At 51.3% G+C, this 20403-nt stretch carries 19 protein-coding genes; 5 read left to right on the top strand and 14 right to left on the bottom strand.

Annotated features, from left to right (window positions below; translation table 11 throughout):
* Positions 1 to 3 precede the first annotated feature (3 nt).
* The 5 genes from OK023_RS10365 to OK023_RS10385 all read right to left on the bottom strand — a co-directional run bounded on the left by OK023_RS10365 (position 4) and on the right by OK023_RS10385 (position 4741).
* Complete coding sequence (locus tag OK023_RS10365; RefSeq protein WP_317692660.1) at positions 4 to 504, bottom strand: protein disulfide oxidoreductase; 501 nt, start codon at positions 502 to 504, stop codon at positions 4 to 6.
* Positions 497 to 1213 carry a DsbA family protein gene (locus tag OK023_RS10370; protein ID WP_317692661.1) on the bottom strand — a complete coding sequence of 239 codons (717 nt, stop codon included), beginning with the start codon at positions 1211 to 1213 and terminating at the stop codon, positions 497 to 499. The genes OK023_RS10365 and OK023_RS10370 overlap by 8 nt, the downstream gene beginning before the upstream one ends.
* Positions 1213 to 3243, bottom strand: a complete 2031-nt coding sequence (locus OK023_RS10375) for a protein-disulfide reductase DsbD family protein (protein WP_317692662.1) — start codon at positions 3241 to 3243, stop codon at positions 1213 to 1215. Before OK023_RS10375 ends, OK023_RS10370 begins: the two co-directional genes overlap by 1 nt.
* 50 nt (positions 3244 to 3293) lie before the next feature.
* A complete protein-coding gene (locus OK023_RS10380; protein WP_317692663.1) occupies positions 3294 to 3668 on the bottom strand; it encodes a copper resistance protein in 375 nt (124 codons plus the stop codon).
* A 620-nt stretch (positions 3669 to 4288) separates the two neighbouring features.
* Complete coding sequence (locus tag OK023_RS10385; RefSeq protein ID WP_317692664.1) at positions 4289 to 4741, bottom strand: rhodanese-like domain-containing protein; 453 nt, start codon at positions 4739 to 4741, stop codon at positions 4289 to 4291.
* Positions 4742 to 4766: 25 nt separating this feature from the next.
* Between OK023_RS10385 and OK023_RS10390 the strand changes: the two genes are divergently transcribed.
* Both OK023_RS10390 and pepT read left to right on the top strand, forming a co-directional pair.
* Entirely contained in the window at positions 4767 to 6266 is a 1500-nt protein-coding gene (locus tag OK023_RS10390) for a PLP-dependent aminotransferase family protein (RefSeq protein WP_317692665.1), read from the top strand.
* Between the two features lie 89 nt (positions 6267 to 6355).
* Positions 6356 to 7585, top strand: coding sequence for a peptidase T (pepT, locus tag OK023_RS10395; protein WP_411569354.1), 1230 nt, complete (start codon positions 6356 to 6358; stop codon positions 7583 to 7585).
* 51 nt (positions 7586 to 7636) lie between these two features.
* Here the strand turns inward: pepT and OK023_RS10400 are convergent, their stop codons facing one another.
* On the bottom strand, positions 7637 to 8752 hold the full coding sequence (locus OK023_RS10400; RefSeq protein WP_317692666.1) for an SLC13 family permease: 1116 nt from the start codon (positions 8750 to 8752) through the stop codon (positions 7637 to 7639).
* A 180-nt stretch (positions 8753 to 8932) separates the two neighbouring features.
* Here OK023_RS10400 and apbE point away from each other — a divergent pair, with 180 nt between their 5' ends.
* The gene (gene apbE / locus OK023_RS10405) at positions 8933 to 9964 is read left to right on the top strand and encodes an FAD:protein FMN transferase ApbE (protein WP_317692667.1); all 1032 of its coding nucleotides are present in this window, start codon (positions 8933 to 8935) and stop codon (positions 9962 to 9964) included.
* A 96-nt stretch (positions 9965 to 10060) separates the two neighbouring features.
* Here apbE and fabB read toward each other — a convergent pair whose 3' ends face one another.
* Positions 10061 to 11275 carry a beta-ketoacyl-ACP synthase I gene (gene fabB, locus OK023_RS10410; RefSeq protein WP_317692668.1) on the bottom strand — a complete coding sequence of 405 codons (1215 nt, stop codon included), beginning with the start codon at positions 11273 to 11275 and terminating at the stop codon, positions 10061 to 10063.
* 170 nt (positions 11276 to 11445) lie between these two features.
* Between fabB and mnmC the strand changes: the two genes are divergently transcribed.
* Positions 11446 to 13467: a bifunctional tRNA (5-methylaminomethyl-2-thiouridine)(34)-methyltransferase MnmD/FAD-dependent 5-carboxymethylaminomethyl-2-thiouridine(34) oxidoreductase MnmC gene (mnmC, locus tag OK023_RS10415; protein WP_317692669.1), complete on the top strand. Its 2022-nt coding sequence runs from the start codon at positions 11446 to 11448 to the stop codon at positions 13465 to 13467.
* 316 nt (positions 13468 to 13783) lie between these two features.
* On the opposite strand, the gene OK023_RS10420 is transcribed toward mnmC, so the two are convergent.
* The 6 genes from OK023_RS10420 to prmB form a co-directional block, all read right to left on the bottom strand.
* Positions 13784 to 14065: a YfcL family protein gene (locus OK023_RS10420; RefSeq protein ID WP_317692670.1), complete on the bottom strand. Its 282-nt coding sequence runs from the start codon at positions 14063 to 14065 to the stop codon at positions 13784 to 13786.
* Positions 14066 to 14095: 30 nt separating this feature from the next.
* Positions 14096 to 14641 (bottom strand): elongation factor P hydroxylase, encoded by a 546-nt coding sequence (locus OK023_RS10425; protein WP_317692671.1) that lies wholly within the window; start codon positions 14639 to 14641, stop codon positions 14096 to 14098.
* A gap of 135 nt (positions 14642 to 14776) precedes the next feature.
* Positions 14777 to 15577: a sulfite exporter TauE/SafE family protein gene (locus tag OK023_RS10430; RefSeq protein ID WP_317697640.1), complete on the bottom strand. Its 801-nt coding sequence runs from the start codon at positions 15575 to 15577 to the stop codon at positions 14777 to 14779.
* 204 nt (positions 15578 to 15781) lie between these two features.
* The gene (gene mepA, locus OK023_RS10435) at positions 15782 to 16609 is read right to left on the bottom strand and encodes a penicillin-insensitive murein endopeptidase (protein WP_317692672.1); all 828 of its coding nucleotides are present in this window, start codon (positions 16607 to 16609) and stop codon (positions 15782 to 15784) included.
* A gap of 5 nt (positions 16610 to 16614) precedes the next feature.
* Positions 16615 to 17700, bottom strand: a complete 1086-nt coding sequence (gene aroC / locus OK023_RS10440) for a chorismate synthase (RefSeq protein ID WP_317692673.1) — start codon at positions 17698 to 17700, stop codon at positions 16615 to 16617.
* 129 nt (positions 17701 to 17829) lie between these two features.
* Entirely contained in the window at positions 17830 to 18762 is a 933-nt protein-coding gene (gene prmB, locus OK023_RS10445) for a 50S ribosomal protein L3 N(5)-glutamine methyltransferase (RefSeq protein ID WP_317692674.1), read from the bottom strand.
* Between the two features lie 388 nt (positions 18763 to 19150).
* Here prmB and smrB point away from each other — a divergent pair, with 388 nt between their 5' ends.
* Positions 19151 to 19681, top strand: coding sequence for an endonuclease SmrB (smrB, locus tag OK023_RS10450; protein ID WP_317692675.1), 531 nt, complete (start codon positions 19151 to 19153; stop codon positions 19679 to 19681).
* Positions 19682 to 19856: 175 nt separating this feature from the next.
* Here smrB and sixA read toward each other — a convergent pair whose 3' ends face one another.
* Positions 19857 to 20339 carry a phosphohistidine phosphatase SixA gene (gene sixA / locus OK023_RS10455; RefSeq protein WP_317692676.1) on the bottom strand — a complete coding sequence of 161 codons (483 nt, stop codon included), beginning with the start codon at positions 20337 to 20339 and terminating at the stop codon, positions 19857 to 19859.
* Positions 20340 to 20403: the final 64 nt, after the last annotated feature.

A 20403-nucleotide genomic window follows, 5' to 3' on the forward strand; every position in this document is an offset into this window, starting at 1 on the left:
CCATCAAAGACTGGCCCACCATAACCGTAGCTTCATCCCCCATTCACTGGTCCAGCCGGTCGTACTCTGCACCAGCTTACCCCTTGATATCACAACAAAGGTTGGCGTCACACCAACCTGCCAGCGTGACGCGATTTCCCCTTGCTCGTCGTTCACCACGGGCAGTTTTAGCCTTTTACGTGCCAGCCACTGCTCAACTTGCTGGTCGTTTCCTGAACGCAATGCAACGGTCAATACATTGCCGCCGTTTGCTGCCAATTTGCTGACAGAGGGTGTGGTAAAACGACAAACACCACACCAGCTGGCCCAAAAATAGACCAGCAGAGGTTTATCCTGACTGAGTTGAGCCAATGATACCGACTCTCCGTCCAGCGTCTGCAGCAGTTGTTGGTTAAATGACGGAGGAGCCTGGGGTGCGCGCCACCAGTCGATAACAAATATGACGCTCGCCACAAGCAGCAGCAAGATCAGTAATTCACGCGCCCAGCGTTTTAGCTTAGCCATTTTTTATCTTAGCCAGTTGCTGCTGCACCAGCGTCTCCAGTTCCTGATAAGGTACTGCACCAGGTATCAATTGATCGCCAACCAGAGTGGCTGGCGTGCCTTGTATACCCAACTGCTCTGCCAGCTTCATATTGCTTCGCAACGAGGTCATGCTCTGTTCGGTTGGTGCCACCGGCTGCACCCCGGTTTTCTGTTGTGCGGCAGCGATGCTGGTACTGTCATGGAGGCCTTTTTTGGCCATCAGGCGTTGATGCAACGACCAGAACTGTTCAGGGTGCTGCTGCCAGGTGGTCAAGGCTACGCGGGCAGAACTCACCGAGCTGTCGCCCTTGAACGGCAACAATTTTACTACCAATGCCACATCGGGATAATTGTTGACGATCTTCTCCAGATTGGGATCAAACTGCTTGCAGTAGGGGCAGTTGTAATCGGTGAAGACGACTAGCGTCAGCTTGGCATTTTTTGCTCCCAAGCGCGGGCTAGCCGGATCATCAAACAGGATTTTGCTATTTTGCTTAAGCACTTGGCCAATCTGTTGGCTAGCGTTTTGCTGTTGCCAGGCATCTGCGGCTTCCGCCAGAATGTCTGGGTTAGATACCAATGTTTCGCGGATTAGCGCTTTGATGCGAGCCTCTTGCTCAGCGGTAAACGGCGCTGCAGCCCAGACGGGGGTAACAATCAGCATCAGTAAAATCAGTAACTTTTTCATTATTGAACTCCTTTGGCTGCGGATAGCGCTTTCAGTACGGCTTCGCGCGTTAACAATGGTGACAACACTTCGCCCTCCTGCGTACCGGGACCATAAATCTGGTTAAAGGGGACGGCTACGCTGCCACGCCGCTGTAAGAAGGCCGAAATCTCTACCGATGGACGGCTCCAATCACCACGCAGTGCCACCACATCATCGGCACTGAGCGCCTTTTGCACATCGTCACGCAGCAACACATTGAATTTATTGGCCTTGCAGGTTACGCACCAATCGGCAGTCACATCGACAAATACCCGCTTGTGTTGCGCCAACGCTTGGGCAATCGCCTGTTCAGAAAGAGGCTGCCAAACGACATTGTCGTGCAAGGGGTGCCGCCCTGCCCCAACGGTCAGCGAATAGACCAGCAAGACCAGGCCCACAATCGCCAACGTGCTGGTTGTAGCAATACCCGCAGCGCGGCAGCCTAGCCGTATCCCGATTGCCAACAAGAGTGCCATTAGCAGCAAAACGCCAACAATCAGCGTTGGCATCTCGCCAATGTGGTTCGTCATCAGGCTGAGTAGCCAAAACGAAGACACTAACATCAGCAGACCAAGTCCGCACCTAACGCCATTCATCCAGCGGCCCGGGCGCGGTAAACGCAAGGCCAGTGCAGGCCAGGCGGCAATCAACAACCACGGCAAACTCATGCCAATACCCAACGCCACAAACATCCCCCAAAGCACTGGCAGTGAAGCCGCTAACGCAAATGCGACGGCAGTACCGAGAAAGGGGGCGGAACATGGTGTTGCCAACAAGGTGGCGAATGCTCCTTGCCAGAAATGGCCACCCAAGCCTTGCCCATTATGGGTAGCTAGTTTGGTATTCAGCGAAGAAGGGAGTTGCAGATGGAACAAGCCAAACAGGTTGGCACTGAACAGCAAGGTGACTAGAACCATAAAACCGATAAACCACGGGTTTTGGAACTGGATCCCCCACCCCAATGCATGATTACTCAGCCTGAGCAACGTCATCAACAAGGCCAGTGCCATAAACGACAGGACAATGCCCAGTGACGAAGCCAGGAATTGCCAACGTACGCTGTGCCTATCGCGCTGTTCAACCTGTAAAATAGAACCTAACTTCATCCCCAACACAGGCAGCACACAAGGCATCAGATTAAGAATGAATCCCCCCACCAATGCCATCAACACCGCTTGCCACAATGAGAAAGCGGAAGATGAGGACAAACCGAGAGGCCCACCAATGGTCAGCGTGGTTTCCTGTGCAACGCCCATATCACTGATCACCAACCGCAGTTGCTTGCCGCGCAAGTCGGGTGCATTCTCCCCCCAACCATCGCTGACGGGAACACGTGCATGCATGTGCGTACCGTCACTGCTTATCACAGGTTTGCCAATGTCCGCCTCTGCCAGAGTATCGAAAAACAGTTCAGGTTGTTGCCAGCCCGCCGCTCGTTCAGCGCTGATCTGCAACTCACCACGTTGATAACCGGCACGAATGCTATCTACCAAGCCGCCGGCAATCGGTACCTGCCCCATTGCCTGGGCAAAATCATGGTCAAACAGGGGATCCGTGGGTGTCGTCAGATCCAGAGTAAATGGATAGTCAGTCAGGATACAGACATTACTACAGGTCGATAGCGTGAGCGTTCCTGCCAACTTATCTGACGTACCGTTGAATACCACGGGAAGTGTTACCCGATGCTGATAACCTTGGGTGGAGATCCCTGCCACCTCGAAACGTTGTGGCGTTGGCCAATACCAGGTTGCTGGTGGCGGCTCCCCTTGCCAGGAAATGGCTGGTGCAATACCGCCCTCACCCGGTGAACGCCAGTAGGTTTTCCACCCTTTATCCAACTCGACGGATAACAGCATACGAGTTTGTTCACCCCTGCTGTTGTCCGCACGCAGTCTGACCTTGGCATGATCGTTTTGTGGGTTTTGTAACCAACCGCTGTCTGCCGCCTGAAGCGCAGGCAGCCACAACAGTAGCAGGCAAAAAAACGCCAGCCTAATGAAATTAAACATATTTTTTTCTCCGTAAATAAATTAATCACCACGTATAACGAGGGATTAACTCATTCATGGAACACGCATAATCGCAGATGTACCCGCAGGGTGGTTGGGGAGATAGCTCGCGGTGGAGGGAAGCGCAGACGTGCTGCAATGATCGGGGTTAGAAGTGCCAGCAGCATTCCCATCCCGAATAAGACGGTTTCGAACATCACGGGTGATGCTGCCAACAACGATTTAGCACTCAGTTCACATGAAGTGGAGGAAGTCGGTTCGGATTTGTCATCTCCGCTAAGCGTGGGCTGGCTAACGTTGACGTTGGGCGACCCCAGCGCAAGTTGCAACGAATGCAAGCCTGCCATACGCTGCGTGACGCAAGTCAGCACAACCAGGCAAGTCAGGTATAAAAACCATTTTGCAATCCGCTGTCGATTAATCATTGCACCCCCAACACGTTATCTGCGCTTATCTTAGCGGCGCAAACAGGATAAGCAACGATTTGCCTGTAAAGAAATGTCTTGCGGACGGTACTGATGGCCTAAGATTACAGCTATCATAGACTCGTGACGCTCCAAGGTGCATGGTGTGTATGGTTGTTAGCTGCGTCCGTTCCTCGAGCTATCTATAGGCCTCGCCGCAAGGGGATGCTGCAATCAGCGTTCAAATCGACTCCTGCCGACTCTCGGTATGTTGCCTACATGCAACTCGAATTGTCTAGCGTATACCAGGCAATGCCCTTTATTTAACACCGCTGGCGGTCAATTAAAGGGCTACCTGGATTGAGCCTGAGCTTTTCGTCGGGTTAGCCGATTCTTTACTCAGCGAAGGACTGGTGATATGCAACCTTTGATGCGCCATTAACTCCCGCACAGTTGAATGATGTTATCCAACAACTTTTTATCCGGCGTTTGGATAAAACAACCTCAACCTTCAGGCCTGGCGAAAGCCACGCGGTACAACAACCGCCACTCAACCCGAGCAAAGCAGCCCTGTGCAATCTACACTCAGTAAACCGCAGGTACTGGTTGCCCGTTGCTATTGTTCTGGGTGTTTTAACCGCTTAGCAACCGCATTCTGGCGTTTTTGCCTGCCCTTGCATCGTGCCTTTTTCATCGCCGATAGCCAAAGGTAGGCCATCGCGTAGCCAGAAATCCAACCCACCGATCAACTCCTTAACTTGAAAGCCGAGCTTTGCTAGCGCATAAGCTCCCTTTGTTGAGCCGTTGCAGCCGATACCATCACAATAGGTGATATAGACTTTGCCACGATCGAGCATCTGTGTGCTGTTTTCGTCCATTAAACCATGAGGGAAACTCACCGCTCCGGGGATATGTCCAGCGGCATATCGCGCTGCTACTCGTGTGTCGATCACCACAATTTCACTGATACCGTTGCGCAGATCTTCCGCAACATCGGCAGAGTCAGCGTAATAACTGAGCTTTTCCCGCAGATAATCCATGCTCTGTTGTGCGGTCACCGGGGGAAAAACTAACACCAATGAAGTTGCTGTCATAATCATACTCCTATGCAAAAGGTTGATGACAATAGTGCTGGATTTTGGCCTTATAGTTGATACCTATTTTATCGTTGCTATAAGACCGATTATGTCCCAAGTCTTGCTGACCCTTTTTCAGCAAAGCGGAAATGCCAAAGGCACACTGCGTGAGCGCGTTTGCAATACGTTACGGAACGCTATTCTTGACGGCGCTCTGAAGGAAGGCCAGAAATTGCCCTCTTCCCGCGTTCTGGCCGCAGACTTGCAAGTATCACGCATCACTGCCGAAGCGGCGTATGCACAACTGGAAGCCGAAGGCTATCTGCAACGCATGATGGGCCGCGGAACCTATGTCGCGCTTCAGATGAATAAACCGATGCCTGCACGCAAAACCACGGGTCAATTACGGCTATCCCAGCGGGGTAGCATGATTGTAAAAACCGGTGGGTGTCGTGACCCAGAATCCCCTTTACCGTTTGCTGCTGGAACGCCCGACCTACGCGCCTTCCCGCTAAAGGTGTGGAAACAGATCACCGCTCAACAACTGCGAACCCAAGGAGAAAAACTACTGGGGTATGGCGACCCACAAGGTTATCTGCCATTACGTGAAGCGGTTGCCCGTTATGTTGGCCAGACTAGAGGTGTGAACTGCGATGCACAACAGGTTATCGTTCTGACCAGCTCACAGCAGGCATTGCAGTTAATCGCCACTTTGTTAATCGATAACGGTGACAACGTCTGGATGGAGGAACCTGGTTATAGCGGTGCCAGAAATGCGTTTATCAGCGCTGGTGCAAGCCTGATCCCCGTTTCAGTTGATAAGTGTGGGCTTCTGCCAGAACGCACATTGCCTGTACCACGGTTGACCTATCTGACACCATCACATCAATATCCTACCGGTGTTCCGTTGAGTCTGGAGCGACGACTAGCGTTGTTGGAAATGGCCCATCGCACGCGCAGTTGGATCATTGAAGACGACTACGACAGCGAATTTCATTACGATGGTCAACCGATGCCCTCCATGCAGGGTCTGGATCGCCACGGCAATGTACCGTATATCGTGACCTTTTCTAAGGCGCTGTTCCCTTCACTGCGGCTAGCATACCTGATTGTACCTGCCGCCTTGGTTGCCGCATTTACCAAAGCACGTACCGTGTATGATGGACACTGTGCCCAATTGACGCAGGCAGTGACGGCAGAGTTTATTCTGCAAGGATATTTTGCCTCTCACATCCGCTATATGCGCCAGCTCTACCGCAGCCGTCGAGACTGGCTGCTTTTGCAGATAGAACAGAACCTGAGCCACTTTGCTACACCACAACCTGCAGGTGGAGGGTTGCAACTGGCCATTTGGCTCCCTGTGGGCCAAGAAAAAGAATTAACCCGACAAGCGCAAAAGTTAGGCGTCATTACACCAGGTCTGGCGGCCCAGTATCAGACCGCCACAGCACTGCGAGACGGTTGGTTACTCGGGTTCTCAGCCTTAACACCAGGAGAAATTACCCAAGCGGTAGTACAGCTTGGTAAAATCAGGCTAACTTAAGCCCTTTTATTTCGTGCCACATCTTGCAGGATTGGACAGTAAACAAATTTGGCTTTAAAACCATGGTAAATCTAATACGAGGAACACTGATGAGCAGCATTACCGAACAACTTACCGATCGTTTTTTCCGTTATCTGGCCGTTACCAGCCAAAGTGATGCCTCCGCAACTACGCTCCCCAGTACGGCGAGTCAGCATGACATGGCACAGCTGTTAGCCGCTGAACTCCGCCAGCTTGGGCTGAAGGACGTAGAGGTCGACGAACATGCTACAGTCACCGCACGTAAGCCAGGTAACCAGCCCGGTGCTCCTCGAATCGGCTTTATTACTCATATCGACACCGTCGATGTTGGCCTGTCTGCCGAGATCCACCCGCAATGTCTGCGCTTCACGGGTGAGGATTTGTGTCTGAATGCCGAGCAGGATATCTGGTTACGTACCGCCGAGCACCCAGAAATACTGGCCTATATGAACCAAGATATTATCTTCAGTGACGGCACCAGCGTACTTGGTGCAGACAACAAAGCGGCCATCACCGTGGTGATGACTCTACTGGCTAACCTGAGTGCCACCGATCGTCATGGCGATATTGTCGTCGCATTTGTACCGGATGAAGAAATTGGCCTGCGTGGTGCCAAAGCCTTGGATCTGGCACGTTTTGACGTGGATTTTGCCTATACCATTGATTGCTGTGAACTGGGCGAAGTGGTCTATGAGAACTTTAACGCCGCCGGGGCAGAAATCCTGATCGAAGGCGTTACTGCACACCCGATGTCAGCCAAAAATGTGCTGATCAACCCAATCCGAATCGCTACTGATATTATCAACCAGTTTGATATTAAGGATACCCCGGAGCACACCGAGGGACGTGAAGGCTATTTCTGGTTCAACGACATGGTCGCCAATGCTAACAACGCAACGTTAAAAGTATCGATCAGAGATTTTGACCTCGCCGCTTTCAATAGCCGTAAAGCACGGCTGCAAGAAGTGGTGCAACAGGTCGCGGCAAACTATCCAAGAGCTAAAGTCAGCTGCACCGTGCAGGATATTTACAGCAATATCAGCAACTCAATTGGTGAGGACAAACGTGCCATTGAACTGATCTTCGGGGCACTTGCCGCTCATGGTATTACTCCGAAAGTGATCCCAATGCGCGGAGGTACGGACGGCGCAGCTCTCTCCAGTCGTGGCTTGATTACGCCAAACTACTTTACCGGTGCACACAATTTCCATTCACGCTTTGAATTCCTGCCGGTCAGCTCATTTGTGAAGTCTTATCAAGTCACCCGCAGCATCTGCTTACTTGCCGCACGCGGTTAACCCGGTTTTTTTATTTCATGCTGTAGCCGAAATGCTGCGGCATGAGAGTCATTACCGCAGCATGCCCCAACCTACCAACGCAGCCCAAACAAGAAACGGCAACGAATAGTAATGGAACCGCAGCCAGATCATACGTTCTCCAGCCATGCGTAAAGCAATAAGGTTGGCCAATGAACCCACTGCCAAGCCAAATCCTCCGACATTGACGGCATAAGCCACCAGCGTACTGGAGGGCACATAGTTCAGTAACAATATAGTAGCGGGAACATTACTGATCACCTGAGACACAGCGACCCCCAATACGTAGACACTGCTATCAGGCAAAGCGGCAATTCTCGTCAGTAATGGCTGCACAGCGGGTAATTGTGTCAGCAGCCCAATATCGATAAACATGGCGATAAATACCAAGATCAGGCTCCAGTCTATCTGTAACAACACCTTGCGAGCCATAATCAGAAAACAGATCAATACCACCAGCACACCGTACAGCGGTGCGTTAAAGTGCAGGCAGAGCAGAAAGACCACATACAATGCCACACAGCTCAGCAACAGGCGTGTCTGGTAGGGATAAGCCGGAGTATTAGGCACTTTACTGATATTCCGTGCCGGGAAGCTCAACCAGGTTAAAGCCAACAGACTCAGCATCATCACTAGGCATAAAGGAGCCATCTGCGCCACAAACCCCATAAATGTCAGTGATGACTTGCTCCACAACAATATATTTTGTGGATTTCCTATCGGTGTCAGCAACGATCCGGCGTTCACCGCCAAAGCCTGAAAAATAATCAACCGGCCCACAGGCAGAGAGGAGAGTTTTTTCAGCGTGAGTGTAAGAGGAATAACAATAAAAAGTGCCACATCGTTGGTGAGAAAAGAAGACAAAAATGCGGAAGAGAACACCAGAAACATTGCCAACCCGCGTTCACTGCGTAAGGTGTTGATGATCCGGCGACCAATAAAGTCAAAATAACCGCTGATTTCAACACCTTTGGTCAATAGCATTAGCCCCAGCAGTGTCACTATGGTACGCCAATCAATTAAATTAGATACGACCACCAGCGGCTGTGGCGCAATCGCAAACAGTAGTATGCCCGCTAACACCAGCATGTGTAGAAAACGATCACGCATAAATGGCCTCAACAGACCAATAACAGCATTTGAACTCATGTTATAACTCTCACCTTCTAAGCCTGCTGACAACTTTATGGCTTTGACTTTGCTGCCGAATGACGTTAGCCGACGCGTGCAAATTAGGCCAGAAAAAAGCATTTATTACCAATTTCCTCTTTTCATTTGCCAGACTTTGCTCTATTTGTAGCGCCTTTGCTTACTTTTAAGGAGTTTTCAATGACTCACCCTGTTGCCAAACGTCTGCTATTGATGACAGCATTCTTCCTGCTGACTGCTTGCAACGAGCCTGAAACACGCCCACAACTCGATATTGAGGGCAAAACTATGGGTACTTTCTACAGTGTGAAGGTCAGTGGTGTTATCTCACAAAATAAACAGCAATTGCAGCAGGAGATCGACGCGTTGCTGGAACAGGCCAATGATGACATCTCGACTTATCGTCCCAATTCAGTGCTTTCCCGCTTCAACCAGAATGCCAGTAAAGATCCTCAACCTATTCCGCGCGGTATGGCAGATATCGTCCTGACTGCCCAACGGATCGGTCGTGATACTGGCGGAGCAATGGATATTACCGTCGGCCCACTGGTTAATCTATGGGGATTCGGGCCGGATAAACATGTGGCTAAAATACCAAGTCAGCAGCAGATCGACGACGCCCGCAGTTATACCGGCCTGCAACATCTAAAGTTGCTTAGCGACCACCAAGGCGAATGGTTACAAAAAGATCTGCCTGGGATGTATGTCGACCTCTCTACGCTTGGTGAAGGCTACGGCGTGGATCAGCTCGTCAAACTGATGGCGCGTAAGGGAATTACCAACTATCTGGTTTCAGTGGGGGGAGCCGTTTCTTCACGTGGCGTGAATGGACAGAACAAACCTTGGCGAGTCGCCATCCAAAAACCCACAGACAGAGAAAATGCCGTGCAGGCGCTGGTTGATTTACAAGGCTATGGCATCAGCACCGCCGGAAGTTACCGTAACTATTTCGAGAAGGACGGGCAGCGTTATTCCCATGTGATCGATCCTCTTACAGGACGGCCAATCACCCATAAACTGGTTTCAGCCACCGTTATTGCACCGACCGCGCTAGAAGCCGATGGCTGGGACACTGGCCTGATGGTATTGGGCACAGAAAAAGCCTTGAAACTGGCGGAAGAGAAAGGATTGGCTGTCTATTTGATTACCAAAACCGAAGATGGATTTAGTGCGGTGATGACACCACAGTTCAAAGCGTTTTTGGTGCAGTAAGCTTAATCTGGCAGGCTGTATCGCGCGATAACTGGCATAATAGAAAACGGGCACATGTTGTTGTGCCCGCTTGCTGGTAATTTGAGTTTCTGATACTTATTTTTGCAGTTTACGCATTACCAGCGTGGCGTTCGTGCCACCAAAACCGAAGCTGTTAGACATGACGGTGGTCAATTCGCGCTGGGTTGGCTCGGTAATGATATTCATACCCGCCGCTTTTTCATCGAGATTTTCGATGTTGATGCTTGGGGCGATAAAACCGTGCTCTGCCATCAACAGGCTGTAGATCGCTTCCTGCACCCCTGCAGCACCCAAAGAGTGCCCAGTCATAGCCTTGGTAGAGGAAATTGCTGGCGTGTTATCGCCAAAGACTTCGCGGATGGCACCCAGTTCTTTCACGTCGCCGACTGGCGTAGAAGTTCCGTGTACGTTCATGTAGTCAATCGGCGTATCAACACCTTGCAATGCCATCCTCATGCAGCGCACTGCACCTTCACCAGAAGGAGCAACCATATCGGCACCATCAGAAGTTGCACCGTAGCCGATGATCTCCGCATAAATGTGTGCACCACGCGCCAGAGCGTGTTCCAATTCTTCAACAACAACCATGCCGCCGCCACCTGCGATAACGAAACCGTCACGCGCAGCGTCATAGGTACGTGATGCTTTTTCTGGTGTGTCATTGTAACTGGTAGACAGTGCACCCATGGCATCAAATTCACAGGCCATTTCCCAACACAGTTCTTCACCACCACCGGCAAAAACCACATCCTGTTTGCCCAGTTGGATCAGTTCCATAGCGTGGCCGATACAGTGCGCGGACGTTGCGCAGGCGGAGCTGATGGAATAGTTCACACCACGAATTTTGAATGGGGTTGCCAAACAGGCAGAAACACCAGAAGCCATCGCTTTGGTAACCATGTATGGACCAACCCCGCGTAGGCCCTTGGCACGCATGCCATCAGAACCAGCAACCTGGTTACGCGGAGAACCACCACCAGAGCCGACTACCAGCCCTGTACGATCGTTGGAAACCTGATCGGGTTTCAGACCGGAATCTTGAATTGCCTGTTCCATGGAAAGATAAGCATAAACTGACGCATCGCTCATAAAGCGCATCACTTTACGGTCTATCAGACCGGTAGTGTCCAGTTTAACGTCTCCCCACACGTGACTACGCATACCGGAATCTTTTAGCTCCTGAGAGAAGGTGATCCCAGAGCGGCCTTCCTGCAGACTTGCCAGAACCTCCTGCTGGTTGTTACCAATACTGGAGACGATTCCTAAGCCAGTAATCACTGCACGTTTCATTCAAGTACCTCTTCCACAATTCACATTCGGGATTTTGCAACGCACTTTAGCGTACAGATGTACGCCGAACAAGTCCGATCAGAGTAATTCCAGATTATCTTCATGAGGTTTGCACCCCGAGGGGCCGACCGTTAAAATCGCATTACCCCTTGAGTTATGAGCAATACACTGTGAGCAACGCCCTCATCCAAACCGCAACATTAAGTTGGAATGAACAGGGTACACCTGTTTCTAAACAGTTTGATGACGTCTATTTTTCTAATCAGGATGGGCTAGAAGAAACCCGTTATGTATTTCTTGCTGGCAACCGGCTACCCGATCGTTTCAGTGAACATCTACGCCCCTTGTTTATTGTGGCAGAAACCGGCTTTGGCACTGGCTTGAATTTTCTTATGCTGTGGCAGGCCTTCGACCGATTCCGCCAAGATACCCCGGCGGCCTGCTTACAACGCCTGCATTTTATCAGCTTCGAAAAATTCCCTTTACAGTTGGCCGATCTGGGGACGGCTCATGCCCAGTGGCCTGAGTTAGCCGCTTTCGCTGAAGAACTACGCGCACAGTGGCCGTTACCACTACCGGGCTGTCATCGCCTGCTGCTGGCGGAAGGACGTATCACCCTCGATCTGTGGTTCGGTGACGTTAATACCTTATTGCCCGATTTTGATGCCAGTATGGATGGTCAGGTTGACGCCTGGTTTCTTGATGGTTTTGCACCGTCAAAAAATCCTGATATGTGGACAGAAGCATTGTTTGCTGCCATGGCACGTTTTGCCCGTCCTGAAGGGAGTTTTGCCACTTTTACCGCGGCAGGTTTTGTCCGCCGTGGCTTGCAACAAGCCGGTTTTGATGTTGTCAGATGCAAGGGGTTTGGCCAGAAACGCGAAATGCTCACCGGGACACTGCCAGCCAATGCCCAACAGACCAGTCATAAAGCGCCGTGGTTTTTGCGCCCGGCAGCGGGCAATACCGATGATATCGCCATTATCGGCGGTGGCATCGCCAGTGCACTTACTGCCTTGGCCCTATTGCGCCGAGGTGCCAAAGTCACGCTGTATTGTACCGATTTACAAACTGCGGAAGGTGCATCAGGCAACCGTCAGGGTGCACTTTACCCACTGCTGAATGGCCGTGGCGATGTGCTGGAAAGCTTCTTCACCGCCGCGTTCCCCTTTGCCCGCCGCCTGTACGATTCGTTGCTCAAACAGGGTGTTGAGTTTGATCATCAATGGTGTGGCGTCAGTCAATTGGCCTACGACGAGAAGAGCGGAAGTAAAATTGCCAGGATTCTGGCTGTTGCATGGCCGGAATTGTTGGTACAACCCGCCGATCGCGCTGCGCTTAGCACCATTTGCGGCGTTGATAGCGGGTTTGGCGGTATTCATTATCCTCAAGGTGGCTGGCTATGTCCGGCAGAACTCACGCAGGCCGCGATTGCCTTTGCCGAGCAGCAGGGGCTGACCTGCCATTTTAATCACACCCTTGACGGCCTGAGTTGCGGCACCGAAAACTGGCAACTTCATTTCGCTGAAGGGCAAACTCGGGATCACGCAACGGTTATCCTGGCTAATGGATATCAATTAACCGCCTTGGCACAGAGTGCTGCTTTGCCGATGTATGCCGTACGTGGTCAGGTTTCCCATATCCCTACCACGCCAATTCTCAGTGAGTTAAAGCAAGTCCTTTGCTACGACGGTTATCTGACGCCAGTAAATCCTCGCAGTCAGCAACATTGCATTGGTGCCAGCTACCAAAGGGGGGAAACCGGAACGGAATATCGCGAAACTGAACAGCAGGAGAATCGTCAGCGCCTGCTGCGCTGCCTGCCAGAACAGAGCTGGCCGCAACAGGTCGATATTAGTGAACATCAGGCCCGGTGTGGTGTGCGTAGCGCGACACGGGATCATCTGCCGATGGTTGGCGCAGTGCCTGACTATCAGGCAACAGTGACGCAGTACAGAGATTTACGGCAACAACGCCAACGTGGGGAACAGATTGCCAGCGCACCGGTGTATCCCGCACTGTTCATGATTGGTGGGTTGGGCTCTCGGGGACTGTGTTCAGCTCCCTTGTCCGCAGAAATACTGGCAGCACAACTGTTTGGCGAACCCTTACCGGGCGATAGCGAAATGCTGGCGGCGTTGAATCCGAACCGCTTTTGGGTCAGAAAGCTACTGAAGGGGCGGGAAGTCTGATGACATTTGCACGTTGTGACCAGCAAACTGGTCACAACAAAATAGACTCTATACTCGTCATACTTCAAGTTGCTTGGGTGTTGACTGCCTTCGTTCACCCCAGTCACTTACCTGAGTAAGCTCCTGGGGCTTCGCTCAGTTGCCGCCTACAAGCAACTCGAATTATTTTGGGTATAAATAATTCGAGTTGCTTGACAAAAACGCAATGCGTTTTTGAACAGCGCTTACGCTGGCCCCGCAGGGGCGAGGCCAATGAACGGGCGAGTAACTCGACGCAAGCCAACACCTATGCAACTTGAAGTATCACGAGCATAGATTAGGCGGCGGGTAACGCTGCCTGATAAAGGGTTTCCCACATACCCAATACGAGTACTTGGTCAGGAGGAGAAAGTTCCCCCGCTCTAATAGCGTTATCCAGGCTGCTCAATACACGCTTCTTAAGCTGCTCGGCACTGTGCTCTCCCTGTTCTTCTGATTCCGCTACTGCCAACGTCAGATGACCGCGCAGGTAGCCACCAGCAAACAGTTCATCATCGCTGGCGTGTTCTACCATGTCATCAATCAGCGCGAGAATGCGCGCCTCGAATTCTGCGATCATTAAATTTCCTCGTTAAAAAACGGACTGAAGTCAGAGGTCTTCCGGGTAAGGAAAATGCTCAGCCACCAACGGAGGGGTATTGTAAAACGATTGTAACGCTCGAATAAAGCGCGCAGGCCGTGTGGGTATTCCCTTTTCCAGTAGTTCCAATACGCGCAGACGCACTTTGCGCTGAAAGGTAATACGGTCTGGCTCACAATCGCCATTAAGATTGTCACAACTTACGTTGAACGGAAAATTTGCGGCAACGCAGAACATCCATTCCAAAGCCTGTGGTTTGATCTCAACCGCCTCAAATTCGCTTTGCGTCTGAGCATCACGCCCGTCCGGGCAATACCAGTAACCAAAGTCCACTAGCTTGCACCGCTCAGCCCCAGCAATACACCAGTGGGAAATCTCATGCATTCCACTGGCGTAGAATCCGTGCGCAAAGACGATACGGTGATAGGGATATTGTTCATCAGCAGGTAGATAGATGGGCTCATCATCGCCTTTCACCAGGCGGGTATTGTAATCTTCGCTAAAGCACTGATTAAAAATTTCAATCAGTTGCGTATATTGGTGTCTATCTGACATAAAAAAGAAACCCAATTAACCACAAAATTCAGATGGGAATTGTACCCCGAAAACGCTATATCCGTCACCATTCAAGCTGCACAGACAGCCTGAAGTATGATGAGTATGCCTTTCACCGCATTGCCTTTGCACCTATTAAAAGAGCAACGCCAACCACTGCTGGATTTCGCTGCCGTGATTGTCATAAAGCAACTTGCAACTCATGACCAGTGAAACCATTACGATCATTGGCCGAATCAGTTTATGGCCGCGCGTCAAAACCATATGGGCCCCCATGCGGGCGCCAAAAACCTGACCCACCAACATGACTAAACCAATGGTCCATATTACTTTGCCGCCAATAATAAACAGCACCAGGCTGCCCACATTGGACGTGAAATTCAGAACCTTGGCATGAGCGGTCGCTTTCGCCAAGTTAAAACCATACAGCGTCACATAAGCCAATGCATAAAAGGAACCCGCTCCTGGACCAAAAAAGCCGTCATAAAAACCCACGCAAGCACCTGCAACCAGGCCAAATGGCAAAGCACCCAATCGACGTTGGCGGTCATTGGCTCCCAGCCTTGGGGTCAGTAGAAAATAGAGGCCAATCCCGATCACCAACAAAGGCAGCATTTGACGCAGCAAGTCGGCTCTTATGTGCTGAACCAGCATCGCCCCCACTACAGAGCCCAACAGCGTAAGGAAAATGGTGAGTTTCTGAGTATTAAGATCCACAGCACCACGGCGGATAAAATACAGGCTAGCGGAAAACGATCCGCCAACCGCCTGCAATTTGTTGGTGGCCAACGCCTGAGCGGGGGGGACTCCGGCAGCCAGCAGAGCAGGTACGGTCAAAAGCCCACCACCGCCTGCAATAGAGTCAATAAACCCGGCAAACATTGCTACAAAAAACAGTATCCCGAGTAATTCAGGACCCAACACCAGCCCATCCATAAAACGCCTACCTGTAAAAGTGAAGTCATACCCTGCGGCTTTAAAGTTGTGCCTGCAACCATCAATACCGTGATTTGGGGCAAACAGAACCTCGCCGTCGAGGCCGTGCACCTTAATTGCACGTGATAACATCGCACCAAAAACCAGTCGCCAAGACTGGGGGGAGGAGCGGTTCACCGTTCAATTAAAGGGCACGGTCTGGCGTCAACGTCGGTTAAAGTGGTTGTCCAGCAACGCCTGGCAGGATGGTGGAAGCGGTGGTGGCTCAGTCTTGGTTGGATTAGCATTGGGTTGCGGTGGTTTAAACCAACTGACCAATTCAGCGCCACAGCCGTCACCCGCTGGCGGTGCATCCTGATCCAAACACTCCGGGTTACCCACCGGGCAGCGTAAACGCACGTGCATATGCGCTCGGTGACCAAACCACGGGCGAACCTTATGCAACCAACTGCGATCGGCTCCCGCATCCTGACATAAACGCAGTTTGATCGCCGGGTTGACGAAGATACGCGTAACTTCACTGTCCTGCGCCGCTATCTTGATCAACGACTCTATCTGCGGCTGCCAGTGGCGATCTACCACCTGTTTGCCGTTAGCAGACACCAGATCGATTGGCTGCGGTTTAAGCAGTTGCTGCTCGCTCCAACGCTGACGCGGCAACTGCAACCAGATATCCACATCCAACCCGGATTGGTGGCTGGCATGGCCACTACTGAAGCGCCCACCTGCTGGCATCGCCATGTCACCGATCAACACAGTCCCTAAGGCTTTTTGGTTAGCCTTGTTACTTAAGCGTTGAATGAATGCTAGTAGATCCGGGTGACCAAAGTAACGCCGCTGATCGGTACGCATCACCTGATAATCCGGTGAATTCAACGGCAGAGGCTGGGCGCCGATGATACAGCCGTTAGAAAAGCCCCCCACGGCCTGTGGATCACCGCTGACCGGATGATCGATTTTTTGCCACGGCGTCAATGCCATTACCGAGCCTGACACCATAAGGGCAATAAGACCAAATATCCCATTCTTCATCGTGATTACCAGCGTGGAACGTCTGAAATTACATCACCATTTTGTGCACGCTGGCGCAGCAGATGATCCATCAACACAATCGCCGTCATTGCTTCGGCAATCGGCACTGCGCGGATCCCTACACAGGGATCGTGACGACCGCGGGTTACCATCTCTATGGCTTCACCTTGGCGGTTAATGGTCCTGCCCGGCACCATGATGCTGGAGGTTGGCTTCAATGCCAGGTGAGCAATCACCGGTTGGCCACTGCTGATCCCGCCGAGGATCCCGCCGGCATGGTTGCTCTGGAAACCCGCTGGGGTGATTTCGTCACGGTTTTCGCTACCACGCTTGGCGACAACGGCAAAACCATCACCAATTTCTACGCCCTTCACCGCGTTGATGCTCATCAATGCGTGTGCCAGATCGGCATCCAGACGATCAAACACCGGTTCACCCAGGCCCACAGGGACATTTTCAGCCACCACAGTAATTTTAGCGCCGATGGAGTCGCCCTCTTTCTTCAGCGCACGCATCAGTTCGTCCAGCGCCTCTAGCTTGTCTGGGTCCGGGCAGAAGAACGGGTTTTGTTCAACCTGTTCCCAATCTTTCAGTTCACAACATACGTCACCGATCTGCGCAAGATATGCACGCACATTAACACCGAATCTCTGCGCCAGATATTTCTTGGCGATAGCACCAGCAGCAACACGCATAGCGGTTTCACGTGCCGAAGAGCGGCCACCGCCACGGTAATCACGCACGCCATATTTCTGTTCATAGGTATAATCAGCATGCCCCGGACGGAATACATCCTTAATGGCACTGTAATCTTGAGAACGCTGATCGGTGTTTTCGATAATCAAACCGATACTGGTGCCTGTGGTAATGCCTTCAAACACCCCGGAGAGAATGCGCACCTGATCCGGTTCACGCCGCTGTGTGGTATAGCGTGAAGTACCCGGACGGCGACGATCGAGATCCTTTTGCAAATCGGCTTCTGTCAGTGGGATGCCCGGTGGCACACCGTCTACGATACATCCCAGCGCCACACCGTGAGATTCACCAAATGTAGTGACGCGGAAAAACTGCCCAATACTGTTCCCTGCCATCACGGCTCCTTATTAACCCCGTCGCCCTTCAAGTTACAGGTGTATTAGATATCGACCTGTATCGCGAAGTCACTGGGGCATTGCTGGTTATTTTCCCGTTCAACGTTTGAACGGGACTCGGATTATTGTTTAGCTACGGTAGATACTGAAATGATCTTTACAATCAACTAACTGTTGTTTAGTCAGCATAAATACGCCATCGCCGCCATTATCAAACTCCAGCCAGGTGAAAGGAATATCAGGATATTGCTCCATCAGATGCACCATGCTGTTGCCTACTTCACAAATCAACACGCCATCATTGCTCAAAAAATCTGGAGCGCAGGCCAAAATACGGCGAACCAGTTTTAGGCCATCAGTACCCGCAGCCAAGCCCAACTCAGGCTCACGGCGGAACTCTTGGGGCAGATCGGCCATATCTTCCGCATCAACGTAAGGTGGATTGGTGACGATCAAATCATACTGGATTGCTGGGACATCACGGAATAGGTCGGAGCGGATCGGGATGACCTGATTTTCAACTCCATGCGTCTGGATATTACGTTCGGTCACTGCCAACACATCGCTAGAAATATCCACTGCATCCACTTCTGCTTCAGGAAAAGCGTAACCACATGCGATGGCAATACAGCCACTGCCGGTACACATATCCAGAATATGGCGCGGCGAGTGAGGAAGCAGTGCACTAAAACGATTGTTAATCAATTCGCCAATCGGTGAACGTGGCACCAGTACGCGGTCATCAACATAAAACTCCAGACCGCAAAACCAGGCTTTATTGGTGAGGTAAGCGACCGGGATACGTTCATTGACACGGCGAATAACACGTTCAACGATGCGTTGACGCTCGCTGGAGGTCAAACGTGCGGTGCGCATATCTTCAGGAATATCTAACGGCAGGAACAGACTGGGCAAAACCAATTGCACAGCTTCGTCCCACGGATTATCCGTTCCGTGGCCATAGTAGATATTGGCAGCATTGAAGCGGCTTACGGTCCAGCGCAGCATATCTTGAATGGTGTGCAGTTCATTTACTGCTTCCTCGACGAAAATTTTGTCCACATTGCCCCCGGCAAGCTCGATGATTCATGATTCAGCTGCCTAGTTTGCCACGAAGCCTATGACAAATCAGCAGCTATATGACGTTGGCAGGCTACCTCATCACCCGCAGATAGACTGATTGTCATTGTTTACCTGTCGAGTTTCACATCGATAGAATGTTTACCAAGAGGTTCTCTTTATGGTCTCTCGTACCGTTAGCGGCCATTTGAACCCATGAGAATGACGTGAATCACGCAGTCTGAACGCCCCAAAAAGCGACAAATAAGGCAACAATGCGCTAAAATGGCCAACTTTTGGGCCTGGGACGACACCACGGGCAATTAAGGGACACTGCCTGGGATTTGTAAGGCAAAATTTGCGGCCTGGTTGATATTTGATGAGATCATTAATGAAAAATAAGCACCCTTTGAGCAAAGATGAGTTACAGCTCTTTAAAGAGTCGGTATCCGGGGCAAGAAAATTGCGGCAGGACACCATTGTCCACCCAAAACCTAAAATGAAAAACAGGCAGATGGCACCACAGCGTTTGCTACAAGAACAGGTAGACGCCAGCTTTTACTTTTCTGACGAATATCAGCCACAACTGGATGATGAAGGCCCTACACGTTTCGTGCGCCCTGGCTTTAGCCATTTTGAATTGAAAAAACTTCGCAGAGGTGATTATGTCCCTGATCTGTTCCTTGACCTGCACGGGTTGACGCAACTACAAGCCAAACAGGAATTAGGAGCATTAATTGCCGCCTGCAAACGTGAACACGTCCATTGCGCCTGTGTGATGCATGGCCACGGTAAACATGTTCTTAAACAGCAGACACCACTATGGTTGGCGCAACACCCTGATGTGCTCGCATTTCACCAAGCACCTAAAGAGTGGGGAGGGGACGCAGCAGTGTTGGTATTGATAGAGTTGGCCATTTAACCAGGCAAAAATGATAAAGGACGATGTTTAACATCGCCCTCAGACTGCTGACAAAGCCCATTATGAGAGAGAGCGTGCCGATTGGAGGCGTAACACCGTAAGCTGTCAGAACACTAGGCCCGGGGATTTCAGGCTAGAAAGCGACGTTGTCATCCCCCTTCCGCTATAGCAGGCATCAAACCTTGGCAACAATCTGTGATGGGCTAACCTGCCATTCCAGCTTACCGCTGCCACTATCACAATCAACTTCGACGCTGGCAATCGCAGAGGTAGCAAACATTGGCGGGCATTCGCTTGGACACAGTTCAGCCACCAAATAGCCCACCAATGGTAAATGAGAGACAAGCAGTACTGCCCTCACTCCCTCTTTGGCCAGTGCAAGCAGATAGCAACTCACCAGCTCTGCATCGCCGCTTGGCGTCAGTTCAGGCATGACCTCTTGGCCTTCTGGCAGTATTAACGCTTCGCGTACTGTTTCCAACGTCTGCTCGGCCCGTAAATAAGGGCTGACAAGCACCCGTTCAATATCTACTGACTTGCTGTTCAGCCAGATTGCCATCTGGCGTGACTCATCACGGCCACAAACAGTAAGGGGTCTTACTGAATCGCTGGCTGCATCAAGTGCCGCCTCTCCATGACGCATAATCAAAACTTGCATATTGCACCGCTGTTGTTGACAAAATAACGCTTTACAGAAACGCCGAAGTACTCTCAAAAGCATA

It is taken from the genome of Serratia sp. UGAL515B_01, from assembly GCF_033095805.1.
Lineage (GTDB): Bacteria > Pseudomonadota > Gammaproteobacteria > Enterobacterales > Enterobacteriaceae > Chania.